General features: G+C 61.1%; 12 protein-coding genes and 1 tRNA gene. 6 read left to right on the top strand and 7 right to left on the bottom strand.

Translation table 11 applies throughout. The features are described 5' to 3' along the window. The first annotated feature begins 94 nt into the window (after positions 1–94). Positions 95–1,927, top strand: coding sequence for a hypothetical protein (locus tag PLJ71_19390; GenBank protein HQM50856.1), 1,833 nt, complete (start codon positions 95–97; stop codon positions 1,925–1,927). A 255-nt stretch (positions 1,928–2,182) separates the two neighbouring features. Then, positions 2,183–3,223: a ketose-bisphosphate aldolase gene (locus PLJ71_19385; protein ID HQM50855.1), complete on the top strand. Its 1,041-nt coding sequence runs from the start codon at positions 2,183–2,185 to the stop codon at positions 3,221–3,223. 306 nt (positions 3,224–3,529) lie between these two features. Here PLJ71_19385 and PLJ71_19380 read toward each other — a convergent pair whose 3' ends face one another. The 3 genes from PLJ71_19380 to PLJ71_19370 all read right to left on the bottom strand — a co-directional run bounded on the left by PLJ71_19380 (position 3,530) and on the right by PLJ71_19370 (position 9,543). Beyond that, positions 3,530–5,047: a PhoPQ-activated protein PqaA family protein gene (locus PLJ71_19380; protein ID HQM50854.1), complete on the bottom strand. Its 1,518-nt coding sequence runs from the start codon at positions 5,045–5,047 to the stop codon at positions 3,530–3,532. 206 nt (positions 5,048–5,253) lie between these two features. Continuing rightward, positions 5,254–6,813 carry a DoxX family protein gene (locus PLJ71_19375; GenBank protein ID HQM50853.1) on the bottom strand — a complete coding sequence of 520 codons (1,560 nt, stop codon included), beginning with the start codon at positions 6,811–6,813 and terminating at the stop codon, positions 5,254–5,256. Positions 6,814–7,215: 402 nt separating this feature from the next. Continuing rightward, positions 7,216–9,543: a heparinase II/III family protein gene (locus tag PLJ71_19370; protein ID HQM50852.1), complete on the bottom strand. Its 2,328-nt coding sequence runs from the start codon at positions 9,541–9,543 to the stop codon at positions 7,216–7,218. 157 nt (positions 9,544–9,700) lie between these two features. On the opposite strand from PLJ71_19370, the gene PLJ71_19365 reads away from it, so the two are divergent. The 4 genes from PLJ71_19365 to PLJ71_19350 all read left to right on the top strand — a co-directional run bounded on the left by PLJ71_19365 (position 9,701) and on the right by PLJ71_19350 (position 17,659). Beyond that, positions 9,701–10,294, top strand: coding sequence for a GNAT family N-acetyltransferase (locus PLJ71_19365; protein ID HQM50851.1), 594 nt, complete (start codon positions 9,701–9,703; stop codon positions 10,292–10,294). A 253-nt stretch (positions 10,295–10,547) separates the two neighbouring features. Continuing rightward, complete coding sequence (locus tag PLJ71_19360; protein HQM50850.1) at positions 10,548–14,597, top strand: FAD-dependent oxidoreductase; 4,050 nt, start codon at positions 10,548–10,550, stop codon at positions 14,595–14,597. Between the two features lie 152 nt (positions 14,598–14,749). Further along, positions 14,750–17,515 carry a DUF5060 domain-containing protein gene (locus tag PLJ71_19355; protein HQM50849.1) on the top strand — a complete coding sequence of 922 codons (2,766 nt, stop codon included), beginning with the start codon at positions 14,750–14,752 and terminating at the stop codon, positions 17,513–17,515. A 68-nt stretch (positions 17,516–17,583) separates the two neighbouring features. Continuing rightward, positions 17,584–17,659, top strand: a tRNA-Asn gene (locus PLJ71_19350). On the opposite strand, the gene PLJ71_19345 is transcribed toward PLJ71_19350, so the two are convergent. The 4 genes from PLJ71_19345 to PLJ71_19330 form a co-directional block, all read right to left on the bottom strand. Next, positions 17,630–19,240: a recombinase family protein gene (locus PLJ71_19345; GenBank protein HQM50848.1), complete on the bottom strand. Its 1,611-nt coding sequence runs from the start codon at positions 19,238–19,240 to the stop codon at positions 17,630–17,632. The two genes, PLJ71_19350 and PLJ71_19345, sit on opposite strands and share 30 nt — an antisense overlap. A 234-nt stretch (positions 19,241–19,474) precedes the next feature. Then, a complete protein-coding gene (locus tag PLJ71_19340) occupies positions 19,475–19,846 on the bottom strand; it encodes a hypothetical protein (protein HQM50847.1) in 372 nt (123 codons plus the stop codon). A 79-nt stretch (positions 19,847–19,925) separates the two neighbouring features. Continuing rightward, positions 19,926–20,297: a DUF669 domain-containing protein gene (locus PLJ71_19335; protein HQM50846.1), complete on the bottom strand. Its 372-nt coding sequence runs from the start codon at positions 20,295–20,297 to the stop codon at positions 19,926–19,928. Positions 20,298–20,323: 26 nt separating this feature from the next. Beyond that, entirely contained in the window at positions 20,324–20,530 is a 207-nt protein-coding gene (locus tag PLJ71_19330) for a hypothetical protein (protein ID HQM50845.1), read from the bottom strand. Between the last annotated feature and the right edge of the window lie 153 nt (positions 20,531–20,683).

The raw sequence follows: 20,683 nt of genomic DNA, 5'->3' as shown, positions 1-20,683 counted from the left end.
GGCAACGTCGTCTTCGGAATCATGATGGTGACGCCGCGAACATAACAATACGTTGCGGGTCGGGTGTTCAGACAAGTTCGGGAGATACCGGTTCATGTGGCGGATTGTCTTGGCCCATCTTTTCATCATCGCCGCAGTCTGCGCGCAAACGAACGGGTCCGATTGGATCTTCACGCAGGGCGGCCTCTCACTGAAGGTCGGCGAGCGCGGAATCGGCAGCTTACGAGGTGAAGACGGCACGGAACTTATCCAGGCAGACATCCTGACAGTGGAAATCGGGGATGAATTGCTCGACCCGGGAATTCCCGAGGCAATGGCGCTTGGCGAAGGAGTGGAATTCCGGTACGGCATTGCCGATGCGCCGGGTGCTCGACTGAAGTACCGCATCGAGTTTGTAGCGTTGGGCGGCTGGCCCACGATTCGCCGGACTCTGGACATGGTGCCTCCTGAAGGCCAGAAGGTTCGGGTCAGACTGGAAGCGGACTTGGCGGCGGAGTTTCAGAGCGGGACCCTCTTCGCACCGCGTATCGACGGCGTGGGCCTCGAATCCCGCTTCGGGCCCGCGTATTGGGAGTGGCCGCTCGGGCCCGAGCCGGAACATGGATTCTCGCCAGAGCAGCAACTGGCGATTCCGCTGCTGAGCGCAGCGATGCCTGATTCGTCTCTGCGAATCACTGTTATCGGGGACCCGCTCTGGGGTTCGGGCTTCTTGGTGAACAGCACGGACCGCGCGTCCGTCGCGGCTACGTCACGCCACGAGGAACCGTTCACGCGGACGTTCTGGACGGTGATTCAGAGCGGCGCAGCCGAACGCGCCATGGACGCCTGGTACGCCACCGCTCTTGCAGACGTCCCCCCGGGGCCCGATTGGCTGCACGATATCGCCTGGCAGCATTACGACTATTTGAGCCATGGGGGAACCGGCTGGTTCGAGGACCTTGATGCGTTGGAACGCGTGGTGGCCCCTGTCGATCGCCGGAAAATCGTTTTTGCCTTGCACGGATGGTACGACATGCTGGGCCGGTACACGTTCGATGAGAAGACAGGCCGGCTCGATGAAACCTGGACGGCCTTCCCGAACGCCGCCGCGGTGAAAGAGCAGGGCTTTCCCACTTCCGAACCCGTGCAGATGTCCAAGTCCGAAATGCACCGGCGGATTCGATACGCAAAAGACCGGGGCGTGCGCGTCGCGCTGTACTTTGCCGATGGCCTTACTGCGTGCGAAGGAGCCGGACGGCTTGTGGGGGACCGCGTATTGTACTGGGGCGGGTGGAATGGTCCGGACACGGTTGGCAAACCGTACGCGCAGAACCCGGCGCATCCCGACGTGTACCAGTGGTACCTCGGTTACCTCAACGCACTGCTCGCCGAGTATGGCCGGGAGATCGACGCGTTGGTGTGGGACGAAACGTTCATGGTGCGCGCGAACACGATGGCGCCGGAAACCGCTCCGCGGCGCACCTGCGTTGCGCCCGCCATGATGCGCCTCGTGCGGGACCTCGCGAAGGCCACCACCGATTATCGGGACGGCCTGGCGTTTCTCGTGAGCGACTGCATCGGGGCGACCTCGGACGAGGTCAGCCGCTGGACGGACGTGCCCCCCTACGCGATCATGGCGCACGGCTGCTATCAGGACAGCCACAGCCGCCCATCGGTATGGCCCTACGGCATCTTCCCCAATTACCGGAACGTGCTCTGGTCGTGCAACTGGCGCGCGGTGACGCGATTCGATTGGACGGAATTCGGGGTCGAACACTACGATACGCCGCTGGCCACGAGCAACGGATGGCTTGATGACAAAGGGATCGCCCGGCTGTCCGACGACGAGCGCAACGCGGTAGTCGAACTGTTCGAGGCGCGAAAAGAAAGAGCGCAGAGACTGCACTGGCTCAGCGGACCGGCCCCGCAATTTCAGCCCGCAGGATAGTTCTGGGGCGTGAGCGCGCCAGCCGGCGGGAAAGGGCACGGATTCCCACGTGTAGCACCTGCAATATGAACTCGGGCACGCCTCCGATTGGGTCCGCGATTTGCGGAAGCCGTTTGCTGAATGGTATAGTGGCCCTTGATGTGTGCCTTGCTGCGTCATGTCTGGGGATTCTGTTCGAATCCGCATGCATTCCCGGACAGGGATCCAGGCCGCAGATTTCAGTGAAACCTCAATTCGAGATAGGAGAACAGTACCATGCCACTCGTGCCAATGCGACAGATTTTGGATGAGGCCGCGAAAGGCGGATACGGTGTGGGCGCCTTCAACGTCAACAATATGGAGCAAATCCAGGCCATCATGGAGGCGGCCAACGAGACACACAGCCCGGTAATCATCCAGGCCAGCCGCGGCGCTCTGCAATACAGCCGCCTCATCTACCTCAAGAAACTCATGGAAGCCGCTTGCGAGGAGTACCCGCACATCCCCGTGTCCATGCACCTCGATCATGGCAACAGCCTTGAGACCGTTAAGACCGCCATCGACCTCGGGTTCACGTCGGTCATGATGGACGGTTCGCTCGGCGAAGACGGCAAAACCCCCAATACGTACGAGCAGAACGTCAAGATCACCCGGGCCGCCGTGGAAATGGCCCATCCCCTGGGCGTGACGGTCGAGGGTGAATTGGGCGTGCTGGGCGGCATCGAAGACGGCCATGGCGCCGGTTTGAGCGACAGCCAGGTTCAAGACCACCTCACGGACCCGAACCAGGCCGAAGATTTCGTGAAAAAGACCGGCCTCGATGCGCTCGCCGTCGCCATTGGCACCAGCCATGGCGCTTACAAGTCCGGACGCAAAGACCCCAAGACCGGCAAAGTCCTGCCGCCCACTTTGGCCATGGACCGCATCCATGATATCCACGAAAAGATGCCCCGCTGCCACATGGTCATGCACGGTTCCAGCTCCGTGCCGCAGGAACTCGTCGATGTCATCAATCAGTATGGCGGCAAGATGCCCGGCACGTTCGGCATCCCCATCGAACAGATCCAGGACGGCATCAAGCACGGCGTGCGCAAGGTCAACGTCGACACCGACAGCCGCCTCGCGTGCACCGGCGCGATTCGGAAAGTCTTTGCCGAGAAACCGGGCGAATTCGACCCGCGCAAGTATCTCGGCCCGGCACGCGACGCCATGAAACAGGTCTACCTCGACCGCATGCGGGCTTTCGGACAGGCCGGACATGCCGGCGACTACAAGCCCATGACCCTCGAAAACATGAAAGCTGTTTACGGAAAGTAAATTGCTGCTGCTCACCGCCTTTTTGCCACGCCGCCCTTTCCTGGGGCGGCGTGGCGCATTTCAGGGGGAAAAGAGCTTGCCGAACGAACGCGTCGTCCGTGCCCCGCTCGTACTCTCCCGGCTGTCTCAGCGATTTGAAAACAAGGTATCCAGACCTCCAAAGATCAAGACCCGGGCCCGCCGGGGTTTCATGTAAAGCCTGCTTCGCTCGGGCGGCCGCGGGATAAAACAACAAAGCCGCGCCCGCGAAGTGATTGGACTCCGGGGCGCGGCTTTCAGCAAGTCATTCGGCTAAAGCACGGGTTTTCAGGTGCCGGGAGCGACGAATGGCACCGTTTGCGGCACGACACTCACGCCGGTCGTGAACTTGAACGGCAACGGGAAACCGGGATTCGGAAACTCGAGTTCCACCATGAAGCCCGTCCACCCTTTTTCAGGTGCGGCGATGGCGGTCTTGTATACGCCGGGCGCCGCCGCGGCGAGTTCCGTGCTCTGCCAGGCTTCCCCGATGCTCTCGAGGCGGAAATCCCGCGCGTTGGGATTGCTCGCCTGCCACAGCAACACTTTCGTGGGCGGAGTCTCGCATTCCACGGTCAGATTGCCGTCGGCTTCCATGCGCCACGCGAATTTCGGCCGCGGCGTGTCGTTGATGATCGCGTTGTGGAACGACGCGAGGTTCAGGTACGCCTCCGTGCTGAGGCCGTGATCCGTGTTGGGCACATACCGAAGGTATTTCTCGCCCTTGAGGTCGTCGAAATAGAACTGCCACGAATCCGGCAGGAAGAACTGGTCGCCCGTCGAGTTGATGATGTACTTGGGCATGGTCAGGCGGTCGATGTACGAATACGGGTCCACGATGTCGCACAGCGCTTTGAACTCGGGCGTGTGCAGACGCGCCAGGACATTCATATCCTCGTACTCTCTGATGGCGGGGGCCCAGAACCCGTATGCAGCGTAATGGTGGTCGAGCGATTTCACCACGTTCAACAAGTCGATTACCGCCGGGCAAATCGCCACGGCCCGGGGGTCGACCGCGCCGACGGTCCACGTGGTCCAACCGCGCTTGGAGCCGCCGACAATCGTGAATCTGTCGACGCGGGGCTGCTCTTTCTGTACCACGTCCATGGCACGCACGACGGCTTTGGTCATGGGCAGGCGCGTCAGCCAAATCGAGTCGCCGGTCAATATGAACTTGTCCCAGCAATACGAGATGATCTCGTCCTCGGTGCGGCCCTCCGCCTTGTACCGGTCATCCTTCTCGTCGGGAAACTTCAGGCGCTGGTTCGGGATCTGCTTGATCTCGGCGACGATGGACTTGGTCATCACGGCGATGCGCGCGAGACCCTCGTCCGCGCCCGGCGCTTCGGCGTCAGGTTTATTGCTGCCGCCCCCGATGAACATGAGCGCTTCCGACTGCGTCAATTCCTTGGGCTCGATGATGATCAGCCAATGCTCCCACTTGGTGCGGTCCACCTGCTCGGGTTTCAACCAGGTCTGCGACACCATGTGGTAGGTGCGCGCCGTGTAGGCGTCGTTTTCCTCAACCTTGGCGGGCGGCGTGTCATACGCAAACGCCGGGTCGGGCGTCTCGACGTATTTGTCCAGCGCGGTTTTCTTTTCCTCGGGGACCGGGAAGGGCGAAGGAAGAGCCGCCGCGGAAGCCGGGGGTTCGACCGTCCCCGCTGGCGCCAGCGCGGGCGGGGCTACAGCCGGGGGCGGCGCCTCTTGTACCGCGGTCTTTGGTCCGCACGACACCAGCGCGAACAGCAGCATTATCACTAGTGGAACGGCACGCCAAGAATCTCTTAAACCTATAATTCGCATGGGTTTACCCTTTCCTGCGCACTACTAGCAGCATCCTTTGGACAAGCACCATCAAGGTATGGTAACCGATGGATACCGGCCCGTCAACATTGACTTCAACAACCGCCTTGCGCCAACCTCACCCCACAACGCCCAGCGCCGCCCTCGAAAGTCTCCCGCACCAGAAACGGGTCGGGCAGTCTTGAAAAGGGGCGTTCTGCAACTCCTCACACGCGCCAGGGGCGGGTGCGGCCTTCGTCGCGTTTGCCCCAGACGTCAAGGAAAAGATTCGTGTTTTCGACGAGCTGGAAGTCGTACATGCCGACACAAACGAAGTCCGCGCCGTGTTTGAAAGCGAAGGGCAGCCCGACGGTCGGGTGAATGGCGCCCGCGGCAAGGGTCTTGAAAGCGATCCAGGGCTGCTCAAGGGTTTCCATGTAGGCCGCCGTTTCGACGGGGTTCTCGCACCAGATGTTGTCGCATTGTTCCTGGGGCCGGGCGGACCAGTAGTCGATGTGGTGCAGCGTCTTCATCCAGTAATCGGGTTTCAGGCCGTATTCGACGCACGCCTTGACGGTTTCCATTTTGTGAGCGCCAATGCCCGCCGGAATCCCGCTTTGGCGAATCAGTTCGAAAGCCTCGGCGATCTGGTCAACTTTTCCCTCCTTAACCAGGTTGTCGGCAATGCCTCCCTGGACATAGCAGGAATGAGCGCCGCCGTCTATGGACATTTTGATGCCCGCGACGACGTCACCTCCGAGGGCGCAGTCCGACATGAACTGGATCTTGCCGCCTTCGTACTTCCAGTAGTCGTTGATGACCTGGCTGAGGATCGGATTGGTCAGGATGGTGTTTATGCCGCACTGCTCCGCGATGCGGAACGTTTCGAAGATCTTGTCGCGGCTGTGATATGACTTGACGAGTTGCGAGACATAGATGAGATCGCGGGCATGTGCCCAGCCGCCCATCAGATTTCCGCCAAGGATCATCCGGCTGAGTTCCAGGTTCTGGATCTTCCCATGAGGAATGGCGCCCTTGAGGTCTTCAAGCTTGGCAAACTCGAATTTTTTCATGGTGGCGCTGGTAAGCCCGTCGATGCCGCCGGTTTTTGCCAGCAGGTGTTGCTCTTCGAAGCTGGGCCACCCGTGTTTCTTGCCAAACGCGAGGGCGAATCCGCCTGCCACGGGCACGGTCGCGAAATGGCGCAGCCACGCGCGCCGGGGCACGGCATCCAATTCGTCGAGCGCCCTTCCGGAGTCCCCCGCTTCCCTCTTCTCGCGCCGCTTGGCCCGCAGATTGGCGATGAGCCCGTCAATACCCATGAATTTGCCCGTGGGCACGAACATCAGGGCCAGAAGGGCAAACAGCTCGACGAGGTTCTTATCGATAAACAGGTAATTGCCTTCGGCGCCCCGCGGCGTCAGTGTGATGAGCGACGGATTGGCGGCGTAATACAGCCCCAGCAGCACGATGGCCGCAAGCCCCGCGAGTCTCGTGAAGAAACCGAAGATCAGACCCAGGCCGATGAAGACCAGTCCCCACATGTTCAGGAAATCAACCACCTGCAGCGCGGCTGGCGTTTCGGCCACCCACTTGAAGACGTCAGCAAGCACCCACTGCGACGATTGCAGGTACCACGCGGAAGTCCAGCCGGGATCCGCGAGCTTCACGACGCCCTCGTAGAGGAAATGCCACCCGACGGCGATACGCAGGATCGAAAACGCCCACATGGACACCGCGCTCAAAGCAAATCGTGATTGGGGCTTCCCGGATTCCTTCAAAGCCATTGTCAGTTACCCTTTCGTCGCAGCAGCAACGTGCTGAATACCCCCAGAACCAATCCGATGCCTTGTCCACAGTGTACTCTTTTTTGTGACGATCCAGAAACCGGGTACCCCGGGGAAATCGCAGCAAGACCTCGCGCGAAACGTCCGCTTCTGGATATCGAGTGCGTTTCTGGCCCGCGTCCTGGACTGCACGGCCGGTTCCTCAATACCCCGCGATTGCGCGGCCAAGGTCTCCTCCGGTGTGGGACCGCCGCCCCTGGCGGTCGTTGACGCGCCTGGTAACACTTTTCTTCGACCGGCGAGGGCGCCGGTCCCACATGAGAGGTAGAGATGCAGGACGTGCTGGCCGCCTTCCGCCAGCTCTACGGCATGGAACCCACACTCGTCCGACAGAAGCCGGCGTCACAATGTCTTAGGCGCGAGCCTCGCAAGCACCTCGACACTTCCGGACGTGCCTTCTTTGCGAATGGCGATGCGCTGGTGGGATTCGCCGCCGTGCAGGGGAAGGGTCTCGAGGCGGACCGACGTGCCTTCGGGCGCCGCTATGGTTACCGTACCCTTGTCACCGGCTATCGTGAGCGTCTGGCCGTCAAGCCGGCATGGAAGCATGGTTTGCCAGTAGAACTCGACGCCGTCTCCCTTGCCGAGCTCGTATTCGTCGCGGATGATCAGCGTATCCGGCGAGGGTGACTCCCATTGGCGCACCCATTTCTTGTAGAAGCCGTCCCAACCGGCTGTGGCGTCGAGCCGTGCCTTGAACCGCATTTCATCGCCCTCGCCGGCGGGCTTCACGTCAACCGGCAGCGGCCTGACGGGGTGAGGCCTGTCGGGAGTGCCGTACGGGGCAAGCATATTGTGGCGCTGGGCTTGTTTGTACACGTGATGGATGGGGTCGCTGTAGGTGCAGATACCGAGGTCGGCCGCGAAAGACTGCCCGCCGAACTCGAGCACGAAGCTGCCGATGTCTTCGTGCGTATGCTCGCACCCGACGCGGTAACCCATCAGGAATAGCTTGACCGGTTGGCCGCCGAGTTCGCGTACCGACGCCATGAGACCGGTGTCCGGCAGCGAGATGAACGCGGGCAGTGCCGGCCCGGAAATCTCGAGGGGCGGCATGCCGTTGCGCACCCGGCATTTGTTGTAGAGCGACGTCCAATAGCTGCCGGGCAGCATGGCGTGCATCCTCTCGAGCGTTTCCCCGCCCATGTCCAAGTCCGAATCGCCGTAAGGGATAATCTCCCGGTCGGTGGTGGACATGATGACCGCCGCGTAGTTGCCGGTACGGGTCAGGGGTTCAGGGGTCAGAGCTGTGGCATCCTTTCCACGGGCACGGGCATACCATTCAATCGTGCGAAGGTTTCGATTGGAGGTCGAACCGAAATAGGAGGGCGTTTCGAGATAGCCGCCGTCGGGCTGAATGACGAGATTCAAGTTGTCCACAATGTCGTCATAAGCCAGGTCGGTGTACGGACGTACGCGCGGCCATTGCCGTTCCATGACGAGGTACGCGGCCATCCGCCCGGTATTGAAGAACCCCAGCTGGTTGCAGTGGAACACATACTCATGGCGCCAAAGCACGAAGTTGATGCGCCCCACTCCTTCTTCGGCAAGCCGCCGCATCAGGTAGAGGCGCCCGTTCTCCGTGAACATCTCGCCGGCGGCGTCCGCCAGATACGCCACGTCTTCCGTAATATACGAACGCCGGAATGCCCGGTTGTCCCAGTCGCTTCCGGTGTAATACGCCATGAACCCGTCATCCCAGTACTGGCACGCGGCAAGGCAAAGAGCATACCGCGCGGCCGCCCGCAACGCGCCGGCATCGCGCACAACGAGGGCCGCTTCCGCCAGGCCCGGGCTGCCGGGCATGGGAAACCGCTCCGCGTCGCGCGTGCGTCCTTCCCCCTTGTTGTCGCCTCCGCTGCGCGCGAATTCTTCGATGCCCCGCTCAAAATCATAGGATTTGGCGGCCTCGGCCAACTGGGAGTAGCGCGATTTCCCCTTCCCGGCCATGTCCTTCTCGTGTTCCTGGCGCTTTGCGGCCAATTCCTCGGGCGTGAGGAAAATGCCGTAGAGCGGTTCAAAAGACGGCTCGTAAGACGGGGCCTTGAGTTGATTCTCCCAGCTTACGCCCCTCATATCCCACTGGGCGAAGTAATCCTTGAGGCGTTCAGTGTGCTGCAGCCCGACCCACCGCAGCCAGCCCACCGCCGAGCCTTCCTGACGCGCTTCCAGCTCCAGCGTGATGCGGTGGATGACCTGCGCGCCCTCGAGGTCCAGGAATATCTCGATTTCCTCGCCCGCGAACGGTTGGGATGACGTCTCGCGCGCGCCCTTGTCGGTTTCTACCCGAATGTGCATGACGGCATCCCGCGGACCCACCATCCGCAGGATCAGACGGTTGTAGCGGCTGCAGTCAACGTTGAAGTCGCGCCACATACGGAGCGCGGGCCCCTGCGCGGGCTTCCGCCCCCACTCGAAATCCACCGTGAACCAATGCTGGTGAATGTAGAGGCCATGGGCGGCGCCGTCCTCGACCGTCCATTTCGAAAATCCGCTCACGCCTTCCGACCAGAACGGCTCGATGATGGCCTCGGCGCAATTAATGGGCACGGGCAGGCGCAACACTTCTTGGTTTTCAACGCCGGCCGCTGCCCTCGCCAGAAGCATCGGGACCGCAACCGCGATGAAAAGGCCGCCGGTCAGGGAACTGCGGGTGAATCGAACAAGCATTCCGGAGACTCCTCTGGATGCGACTCGAGGCTAGCCCGTTGCATACAAGTGCGCAGCGTGTGTGTTCAAAGCGTGATTTCGACCAGTGTACAATGGGTTTGCCGCGGGGTGCAAAGCCTTCACGTATTGTCTATCCCGCGCCGAGGAAAACGCCTGTATGCAACAACTGCGGGTCCATCGCGTGCGCTTGTCGGAGGGTCGTCTCACCCTCCGCCCGATGACCGAACGCGACTGGGAAACCATCCGCCCGTGGAACAACGACCCGGAGGTGCTCTATTACTGGGAAGGCGATGACGTAACAAGCCGCCCCATCGAAGCCGTGCAGGAGCTCTACCGCACGGTCTCGCAGAGCGCGTACATCTTCATCATCGAACTGGACGACGTCCCGATTGGCGACTGCTGGCTGCAGGAGATGAACCTGCCCGAAATCCTGGACCGCTACCCCGGCATGGACTTGAGGCGCATCGATCTCGCCATCGGCAAGAAAGAGTTGTGGGGCAAGGGCTGGGGGAGCCGCGTTATCGGCCTGCTCACGCGGTTCGGATTCCAGAAATGCGGAGCGGATGCTATCTTCGGGTGCGGCGTGGGCGATCACAACCCCCGCAGCCGCCGCGCATTCGAAAAGAACGGGTACAAGATCATCCACACCGTTCCTCAACCTCCAGGCCGCAAAGCCGGGTTCACCTTCAACCTCATGTTGACGCGCGAGCGCTACTACAAACTCCGCGAGACGATCTCAGAACCAAAGTGAATGGCGTCTCCCACGCCGTGGCGGGGTCTCCCTCCCACGCTGTGGCGGGGTCTCCCGACCCCGCCACTCTTGCGACCGAAGGTCTCCCCGACGCCGTTCGCCCACGGCCAACAGACGACCGACCCCGCGCTTCGTCCGAGGCTCCCCCGTCTCCTTCCATTTGACGCCGCTGCCCACAAATCGGTATAGCTTTGGAGAAGGGACTGGTCCGAGGTTTCTCCAATGCAGTCGGCGTTCTTGAGGAGTCTTGCTCATGTCAAAGCGTATTCTTGTGGGTGGTATGTCCATTGCTCTCGTTCTTCTGGCGTCGGTCAGCGGGGCGCAGGAGAGAATCGTGCTTCAGTCGGCGCGGCAGATACCCGTAGCCTATGAAGTCGACGTGGTGGTGATTGGCGGGTCGACGGGAGCCGTAGCAGCGGCCGTTGAGGCGGCGGGACAGGGCGCGAAGGTGTTTCTCGCCGCCCCGCAGCCGTACCTGGGCGAAGATGTCTGCGGCACGTACCGGCTGTGGCTGGAGCCGGGCGAGGAACCCGCAACCCCGCTCGCCCAGTCGCTGTTCGAAGAGCCCCTGTTGTGCACGCCCGTCCGCGAGCTGCTCCCGTTCACCTACGAAACCAGCCTGACTTTCGACGAACAGCACAAAGACACCACGCCCCCGAGCATGCTCGCCGACGGAAAATGGCAGAACGCATATAACCAGAGCGTCCAGTACAACGGCGACGTAGTCGTCACGGCCGACCTCGGCAGCGCGACTGCTATAGGCAAGGTCCACATACTGGCGTTTCAGCGCAACGCTGACATTGAACTACAGGATGCTGCCATTGCCATCAGCGGCGACGGCACGGCCTGGCGCGAAATCGGCACGGTCGTGAACGACAAACTGGGCCAGGGCGATTTCCTCGATTCCGCGTTGACGCTGAGCGTGCCGGTCGATGCCACGGCGCGCTACGTGCGGGTGACCGCGCGCAAGACTCCCAACGTCCAACGCCTGCTGTTGGCCGAGATCGCAATCGAGCCGCCGGTGGATGAAGCCGCGCTCAAGCGCGGCCATCGCCTGCCGCCCGCGCCCATGCAAGTGAAACGCGTGCTCGACCAGGCGCTGCTCGACGCCGGGGTCGAGTTCCTGTTCGGCTGTTATCCCACCGATGTCCTGCGCGAACCCGGCGGAGAACTTGCGGGTATCGTTATGGCCAACCGCGCCGGACGCCAGGCCGTGCTCGCCAAGGTCGTCATCGATGCAACCGACCGCGGAACGGTCGCGCGTATGGCAGGCGCGAAATTCTCCGAGTATCCCGCGGGCAAACAGCCGTTCACGCGCATCGTGGTGGGGGGCGAACAGCCTGCCGGCACACCGGCGCGCGTTGAGCTGCTTCCTTCGCCCGTACAGAGCGTGCAGGCGGAGGGCGGCGCGTCCCCGCAGTACGACGCCTTCGCCTATACCCTCGATATCGACATGCCCGATGCGTCGTGTGCCTCGTTCGCCGCTGCCGAGAACACTCTGCGCGACGCATCCTACGCAAAAGGGCAGGTTGCGGCTTCCGACATGCCGTTCCAAGTCCCCCCAGACAAGATACTCGGTGAATTCTCCCTCGACAGCGAGTGGCCGGGTCCCGGGGCTGTCGACCTCGATGTGTTCCGGCCGGTGGACATCAAGCGCCTGTACGTGCTTGGCGGATGCGCCGACGTGCCGCGCGACGCCGCGGCGAAGCTGCTCCGCCCACTCGCTTACATGGACGCCGGGACCCGCATCGGCCGCGCGGCCGCCGCCGGGGCGCGCGCTAAACCCCGGCCCAAAATCGTGTGTTTCGGGGACAGCATTACCGCGCAGCATTATCCCGGCCGCCTCGAAACCCTGCTGGGCAATTACGACGTGATCAACGCCGGCGTTGGGGGCGATACAGCGCCGCGAGGGCTCGCCCGCATCGAGAACGACGTCCTGGCACACCGTCCGGCAGCCGTCGTGGTGATGTTCGGTACCAACGACAGCGTGATGCCCTCGCCCGGCGCGTACAAAACGCCGCTGGACGCCTACGAGGGCGCTCTGCGGGAGATCGTGAAACGCTGCCAGGCCGCCGGGGCGCAGGTTGTCGTCTGTACCCTGCCGCCCATCGTGCCTGAGCAGTACCATGCCCGCCACCCCAAGGAATACTACGACCCGGAGGGCGGACTCGAAGCCGTCTTGACCCGCTATCGCGACGCCGCCGCGCGCGTGGCACACGATACCGGCGCGGCGCTCGCCGACGTGAATGCTGCCCTCGTGCAAGACGCCGTGGCGCTGTTTCCGGACGGCGTGCATCCTTCCGCGGAAGGCGAACGCCGTGTGGCCGCGCTCCTCGCCGAGACCCTCCGCAACACCCTCGGCGAAACCGGCCCTGCGCGCGCGTTGGCTCCAGGAGCCTACGTGCCCGGCAGACCAGGCGCCCCGACCGAACCGGGCGACGTGCGCGAGTCCCTCACCGGCGTGCGTCCTTTCCAGAACGGATTGCCCACGATCCCGGCCGAGGCGGCCGCGTTGCCGGTGCTCGCCGAATACGACGTGGTGGTCATCGGGGGAGGCACGGGCGGCGCGCCGGCGGGCATCTCGGCAGCGCGGCGCGGCGCCAGAACCCTCGTCGTCGAGTACCTCCATGGCCTCGGTGGCGTCAGCACGCTTGGTCTCATTGGAAACTATTACTGGGGCCACCGGCAGGGGTTTACCGCCGAAATCGACGCCGCCATGGAAGCGACCGGCGCACAAAGAGGCAAGTCGGGATGGTACGTCGAGGGCCGCATGGAATGGTACCGGCGCGAGTTGCGCGCCGCGGGCGCTGATATCTGGTTCGGCTGCATCGGCTGCGGAGCGGTGGTTGACGGCAACACCGTCAAAGGAGCCGTCGTGGCCACGCCATGGGGACGCGGGGTGGTCCTGGCGGACGTCGTCATCGATTCCACCGGCAACGCCGACATCGCGGTCGCGGCAGGCGCCCAAAGCGTGTACACGGATGGCTCCTACGTCGCCGTGCAGGGCACCGGCATGCCCCCTCGCAATCTGGGCGCCAACTACACCAATACCGATTACACGATCACCGACGACGGCGATATCCTGGACATGTGGCAAACATTCGTCGTCGCGAAAGACAAATATAAGTCCGCCTTCGATCTCGGCCAGTTGATCGACACGCGTGAACGGCGCCGCATCGTCGGCGACTTCGTCATCTCGCCTCTGGACCTCTTCAACGGCCGCACCTATCCGGACAGCATCGGCTATTCGTACAGTAACTTCGACAGCCACGGCTACACGGTGCACCCGCTGTTCACCTTGAATCCTCCAGACAAGACCGGCGTCGGCGGTTACACGCCCTACCGCGCCCTCCTGCCAGAGGGGTATGAGGGCATGCTGGTTACCGGATTGGGCATCAGCGCTCACCGGGACGCCGTCCCGATTCTGCGCATGCAGCCCGACATCCAGAACCAGGGTTACGCGGCGGGCGCGGCCGCGGCCATGGCCGCGCAGGCCGGCGTGCCGTTGCGCCATATCGACCTCAAAGCGCTCCAACACCACCTCGTGGAAACCGGTTGCGTCCCCGAGAATGTGCTTACCGACACCGATTCCTACCCATTCAGCGAGGCAAAGGTGCGGCAGGCCGTCGCGGACGTCGTAGACGATTTCAAGGGACTGGGCGTAATTCTCGCGCAGCCGGACGAGGCTAAGCCGCTGCTCCGCTCCGCATACGAACTGGCGGCCAACGAGGACGACCGTCTCGTCTACGCCCACATCCTGGGCATGCTCGGCGACAACATGGGCATTTCCACTCTGCTCGCGGCCATCGACAGCCGCGAATGGGACGAGGGCTGGAATTTCAAGGGTATGGGCCAATTCGGCGGCAGTGTCAGTCCCCTCGACAGCCTCATCATCGCTGCAGGCGCCACCCGCGACAAACGCGCCGTCGAACCCATACTCCGAAAGCTCAAACAACTCGGTCCCGATAGCGCGTTTTCCCATCACCGGGCGGCCGCCGTCGCTCTTGAATCGCTCAAGGCATCGGAAGCGGCCGAAGCCATGGCCGCGCTCCTGCGCATGCCGGGGATGATGGGACACGCGGCCACGGACATCCAGGACGCCAAAACCCAGTCCCAATATGCCGACCCCGACCTGTCCCGTAATCTGTCCCTGCGCGAACTGATCCTGGCGCGCGCATTGTATCGCTGCGGCGACTACGACGGCTTGGGCGAACGCATCCTGCGCGAGTATGCGCAAGACCTGCACGGCCACCACGCCCGCCACGCGACCGCGGTGCTCAACGACCAAGCCGCGAGGAAATAACCACGAACCCTTGTTCGGTAGGGGCGTATCGCAATACGCCCCTAAACATGCCCGCAGAATGTGATACCCTGTGAAGCGGCAATGCCTGGTCCGCAAATCGGGCCGGACAGGTTTCGCGATAATGACTCTGTTGTCTACGGGAGATTGGCCTGATGCACCGGTTCCTGCTTGTCTTCGCATGTGGGCTCTTCAGCCTGTCCGCGGCGCGCGCAGAAACACATTTTCCAGGGGCGGACTGGGAACACCGGGCTCCCGCTGAAGTGGGCGTGAACGCCGCGGACCTTGATGCTCTGGCCGAACGCCTCGGCGGCCGGGGATGCGTTATCAAAGACGGCTATGTCGTCAAGACCTGGGGCGACCAGGCCCAGTTGGGCGATTGGTATTCTTCGGCGAAACCCGTGCTGAGCACCCTCCTCTTCTTCGCTATCGAGGAAGGCCTTGTCACGAGCGTGGACCAACCCATCGCGGACTTCGGTTGGCAACTGCAGCCCCGGCACCAAGGCATCACCTTCCGTCATCTCGGCGCCATGACCAGCGGGTACGCGCGCCCCGAGGGCCCCGGCGAAGCATGGGCCTACAACGATTTTGCCATTCAGTTGTACCAGAAGACCCTCTTCGAGAAGGTTTTCAAGCAGCACGGCAACGAGGCCGCCCCAGCTCCCCAGCACCTGGGAGTATTGGGTTTCCAGGACGGCCTGCAGTTCAACAGCAAGAACCGGCTCAGTGCATCCGTACGGGATTTCGCGCGCATCGTCTGGTTCTGGACCCAAAAAGGCAACTGGAACGGACGCCAGGTGTTGCCCGCGCGCTATTTCGACGAATACATGCGGCCCCAGACGCCCAAAGATCTCCCGCAAACCCAGCACACGGGTACTGATGACGATTATCTCGGAATCGGCTCGTACGGCGGCAGCTCAGACCATTTCAGCGCCGCGGGACCCGGCGTATACGGTTTCAATTGGTGGTTCAATGATACCAGCCGCCTGCATCCCGGCTTGTTGACATGGCCTGATGCGCCCCGCGACACCGTCATGTCGATCGGGGCCCGGGGAAATTCATCGGCGTTCATCCCCAACCTGAATGCCGCCTTGATCTGCGCCGGCGGCGACTGGGGCGAACTCGAGGGCGGAGAACGCGATGCCAAACTAAACCAGGTGCTTGGTCTTTTCGCCCGCGCCAACGGGTTCGCGCCGGACGAATCCAGCACAGACGAACGCCACGCGAAGTGGAGTCCCGTCACTGTCGATTTTCACGGACCCAGCGCGCGCGCCGCCGATTCCAATCCGAACCCCTTTCTCGATTACCGGCTGCAAGTGCGGTTCACAGGCCCCGGCGCTATTGAATACGACGTGCCGGGATTCTTCGCGGGAGACGGCAAAGGCGGACTTGAAGGCGATGTCTGGCGCGCGATGTTCTCGCCAGACGCCGTCGGCGAATGGCGTTACCGCGCCTCATTCAGAAAGGGGGCAAACATCGCCGTGAGCCTCGACCCCGGCGACGGGGAAGCGACGGCGTTCGACGGCGCGGACGGCATCCTTGCGGTGCAGCCGCAAGAAGTGTCAGCCCCGGGCTTCTATCGCGGGGGCCGGCTCGAATACGTGGGCGGCCACTACTTCAAGTTGCGCGATGGCCCGTACTGGCTGAAAGGCGGCACCGACAGCCCGGAAGATTTCCTCGCCTATGCCGGATTCGCGAACACGCCCAACCCGGGGCATACGTATGAAAAGCATGTGGCCGACTGGCGCCAGGGCGATCCCGATTGGGACAATGGCAGCGGAAAAGGCATTATCGGCGCGCTCAATTACCTCGCCTCGATGAAAGTCAACAGCATCTACTTCCTTCCGATGAACATCGGTGGCGACGGCAAGAACGTGTACCCCTATCTGAGTCCCATCGACCCCGCCGGAAGCCCACGCAACGACAACCTCCATTTCGACATCGCGAAACTCCGCCAGTGGGCCATCGTGTTCGACCATGCCCAGCGCAACGGCATCATGCTGCATTTCGTCCTCAACGAAGCCGAAGAACCCAACAAGCGCGAGCTGGACGACGCCACGCTCGGCATCGAGCGTAAGCTGTATTACCGCGAACTTGCCGCCCGATTCGGGCATTTCCCCGCGCTGCAATGGAACCTCTGCGAAGAATACAACCTGAACCACAAGTTCCCTCCCGAACTCGTGAAAGACTTCGCCCAGTACCTTCAGGACGTAGACCCCTACGACCACCCCATCACTGTGCACCACGCGGGCACTGTCGAGGACGCGTGGGCCCCTTTCCTGGGCGATCCACGCTTCGCCGTCACGTCATTCCAGACCAGAGACACCGCCATTGTCGAGCAGTGGCGCGCAAAATCCCGGGCCGCCGGAATGCCCCTCGTCATCGGAATGGACGAGTTCTTCCCAGACAAGTCCCATCCCGAGAACGCAGCCCGGCAAAGGCGCGAATACCTATGGCCCATCTACTTTTCCGGTGGGCAATTGGAGTTCATCCTCGACGACCTCCTCGATACCAACGATTTCCGAAAATACGAGCCGCTTTGGCGATACATGGCGTATGCCCGCGAATTCATCGAGCGCTACCTCCCCTTCTGGGAAATGGTCCCCGCTGACGAATGGCTGCACGGCGCCTCAACGTATCAGGGAGAATACAACCTGGTCACAGGACAAGTCTTCGCCAAACCCGGCCAGTGCTACGCCGTGTACCTGCCCTCTGCCGAACAAACAGGAACCCTCGATCTGAGCGGCGCCCCGGGCGAGCTCCGCCAGCGATGGTACAACCCGCGCACCGGCAACTTCGCCGGTACCGAGAAGCCTCTGGTCGGAGGCGGCCCCGTGCCTCTCGGGCCTCCCCCCGAAACACCCAACGAAGACTGGGTCGTGCTGATTGCAGAGTCGGTGCCCTCCAACACAGCTCACTGAGAATCGGGCAACTATTTGATCCCGCCCTCCCGCATTTAGTAAGATCTTCAGGCCTTTTGAATACCCATTCCGCGGTAGCTCAGTCGGTAGAGCGGGTGGCTGTTAACCACTAGGTCACAGGTTCGAGTCCTGTCCGCGGAGCCAGTCATGACCCAATGTGAGAACTGGTAAACATCCGGTTCTCACATTGTTTTTTTGTGCGAGGGTGTTCAGGAAGGCAGTTGTGTTCCCGTGGATGTGCACGTCCGTGCCGTTAACTATAATCTCGTCAACAAGATAACGCACATACTGCTTGGCGATTCCGCTGTCTCGTGCGAGGAACAAATCCTTGAGAGATTTTTGAATCACACGGACGTTGTCCGGGTGCTGAATTGTGCCCGGAATGGCCTTTGGCGTCTGATAATTATTGAGTTCTCGACGGACGTTTTCGCGTTCTTCGTGCAGCTCCTGAATGCGCTCGCCCACCAGATTCAGATCGACGGCGCCGGCTTCAATAGCATCAATATGGCGTTGGAGTTTTGCCTCGATTTTTTCGAGTTGCTTCTTCAGGCGTTCGCGGGCTGACGTCATGCTTCGGCGCATTTCTGCGTGAGCCTGGCTCACCTCATTAACTATTGTTTGTACCCTTGTCTCAGAAAAGACGACATCGGATAGATGGGCGAGCACTACTTTTTCAAATTCCGCAGATGGAATGCGTTGGCCCTTGCAGGCGAACTTGCCCTCGCGCAGAAATCGGCGGCAGTTGTAGTAGCGATAACCGCCGCCTTTCCCCGTCTCAAGTGTCATCGCCGCGCCACACAGTCCGCATTTCATCAGTCCTGCAAGGAGCAGCGGGCTTGCGGTTGTCCTGCCAGGTTTTCGCGAAGGTTCGTGAGACGCTCTAATTCGCTGAGCTTTATGGAATACGGACGACTCTACGATGGGCGTTACTTCAATAGCTATCCATTGGTCACGAGGCTTCTCTCGACGTGTTTTGGCATCCTTTCGGTTAAAGAAATACTCCCCGATATAGGTCGAGTCACTGATTATGGAAAGCACACGCTGTTTGGACCATTTCGCACTTCCTCTGGCGCGAACATTCTCATCGTTGAGCAATTGTGCGATCTGTTTAGCACCGACTGTTCTCCCATCGGAACCCTCAGTGTAGAGAGAAAAGATCTTTCTTACAGTGTCAGCTTCCGAAGGGTTCACCTCCAAACGGCTTTTCAAATTCCCTTTTTCGTCTTCCACGCGGTTACAGTAGTACCCAAAAGGAGCATTTGAGCCATTGAAGTATCCGCGTCGTGCGTTCTCCTTCATACCGCGAAGTGTGTGATAGCCATTCATTTGGCTTTCATACTGATCTATAAGCTCAAAGATGCCCTCCACAAAATCCCCCATGGGGTCATCCGCAACCTCTTGGGATGTCGCAATAACGCGTATACCCTTCTTGCGAAGGTTATGTTTCCAGATTCTGGCAGCTGTGGCGTCGCGAAAGAAACGGCTTGTAGTCAGCACGAGAATAGCTTCAATGACGACGTTTCCGTTGATGATGTCCCTCATCATCTCTTGGAAGACTGGCCGCTTGTCATCCGTGGCAGACGCTCCTTCTTCCCGGTATTCCTTTGCGACTGTGTGATTATGCTGTGTGCAGTACGATTTCATCTGCCGAATCTGGTCAGGGATTGAGAGGTCTCGCTCTGCCTGTTTCGTAGTCGACACGCGCGCATACAGCACCACGTTCATCGTTAGTCCTCCTGAGATCCAGTAATGATCTTAGCACATGTCATGGATCTGCAAAAGGTATCCAACAAATCCTGAGGCAGGGAGCGAAGGAGAATCTCAACTTCTCGATTGCTCACAGGAAGGTTGTCCGGAATGTCGGTCCGGACACGCCAGGATTTGGCTAATAAATTCTTGGTTTTCTTTCCGTTCTTCTTATCCATTGGGTTATCTCTGGATTCAACTCTGCCGGCTCGCTTACGCTTCATCGAATGCAAAGATGTTGACAATGACCCTTCCGTCGTCGGCAGTTCCTGAACTGAGGGCAATCCGCACCGGTTTGTTGTTGCAGGCTTCTGGGTCGAGTTCCCGCCCCGTGGTGTGGATTCCTAAAGCCACGACGAATTGTTTGAGCGCCTGGCGGTCAACATCCTTGTCCAAATCGAAGATCCTGGATAGCCTCTGTCCTTTGAAGCGGCCTTCGCTGTGTACTTCCAGCTCGACCTCAATGCGGTTATCCCGCTTCTGACGGACATTTCGAACGAGGGCCAGATTTTCGGCGAGGCCCGCGAGTGCGAGCTGAGTCTGGATATGATCCCAATCTCCCGGAAGCCTGATTGCTTCATGCATACGTCTTGCTCTCCCGAATGACTTATCACGTACTTGAAGAGGCGGGGCGTTGACGCGCGCCCCGCCTCTTCGTTCAGCCCTACACGCTGCGTATGGCAGTAACGTTGGCATACTGGCGGTTGGTCTTGTCGCTGTGGTTGTGGCGCACCTGCACGCGCAGCGTCTTGCCCTTGGCCTGGTCCAGATAGATGGTGCCTGTTGTCTGGGTTAGCCCGGCGGCTTCGAAGAGGTCTGCCAGAAGCCGTTTTCCGACGGGCATCGAGGGCGTAAACGTCTGGAACAGCTTTCGCCCCGCGAAGGGCCCTTCGTCCAGGATCTGGAATTCTGCTACGAGCCGGTCGCCGTCATCGTTGTAGGCGAGTTTCGTTACCGTGACGCGGTATTCTCCCTCGTCAACGAGGTCCGGGTCGTTCCAGTTCTCAGGCAGTACGAACACGTTGTTTTCGCTCATACTCTCACCCCCTTTCCTTTGTTTGGTCACCGGTTGTTTCTCAGCCTGACGATGCCAACTATGACCACGCCCAGGATCGCCAGCGCGGCCACGAACTCGGGGCCGCTCAATTCAGGCAGCCGCATGTTCGGTATATGAACGTGCACGTGTCCTCGAGCTGCATGCCAGACTATTCCTGCCAGTGCTGCCAGGAGCAGGATTGTTGCCCGGGTGCGGTTGAGCCTGATCTTCATTCGCCCTCCGACCACGCGCCGCCGTCCGCCTCTTCCTCTCCCACGTGCTGTTCCATTTCGTCCCACCAGCCGCTTTCGCCAGCCTCATACCGGGTCTGGTCGGCATCAAACGCCTCGAACACGCGGGCCAGTTCGGGATCCCGGGCAGGCAGG

It is taken from the genome of Candidatus Hydrogenedentota bacterium, from assembly GCA_035416745.1.
Taxonomy (GTDB): domain Bacteria; phylum Hydrogenedentota; class Hydrogenedentia; order Hydrogenedentales; family SLHB01; genus UBA2224.
Note: the sequence above shows the minus strand (reverse complement) of the source record. Positions and strands in the feature narration are given on the sequence as shown.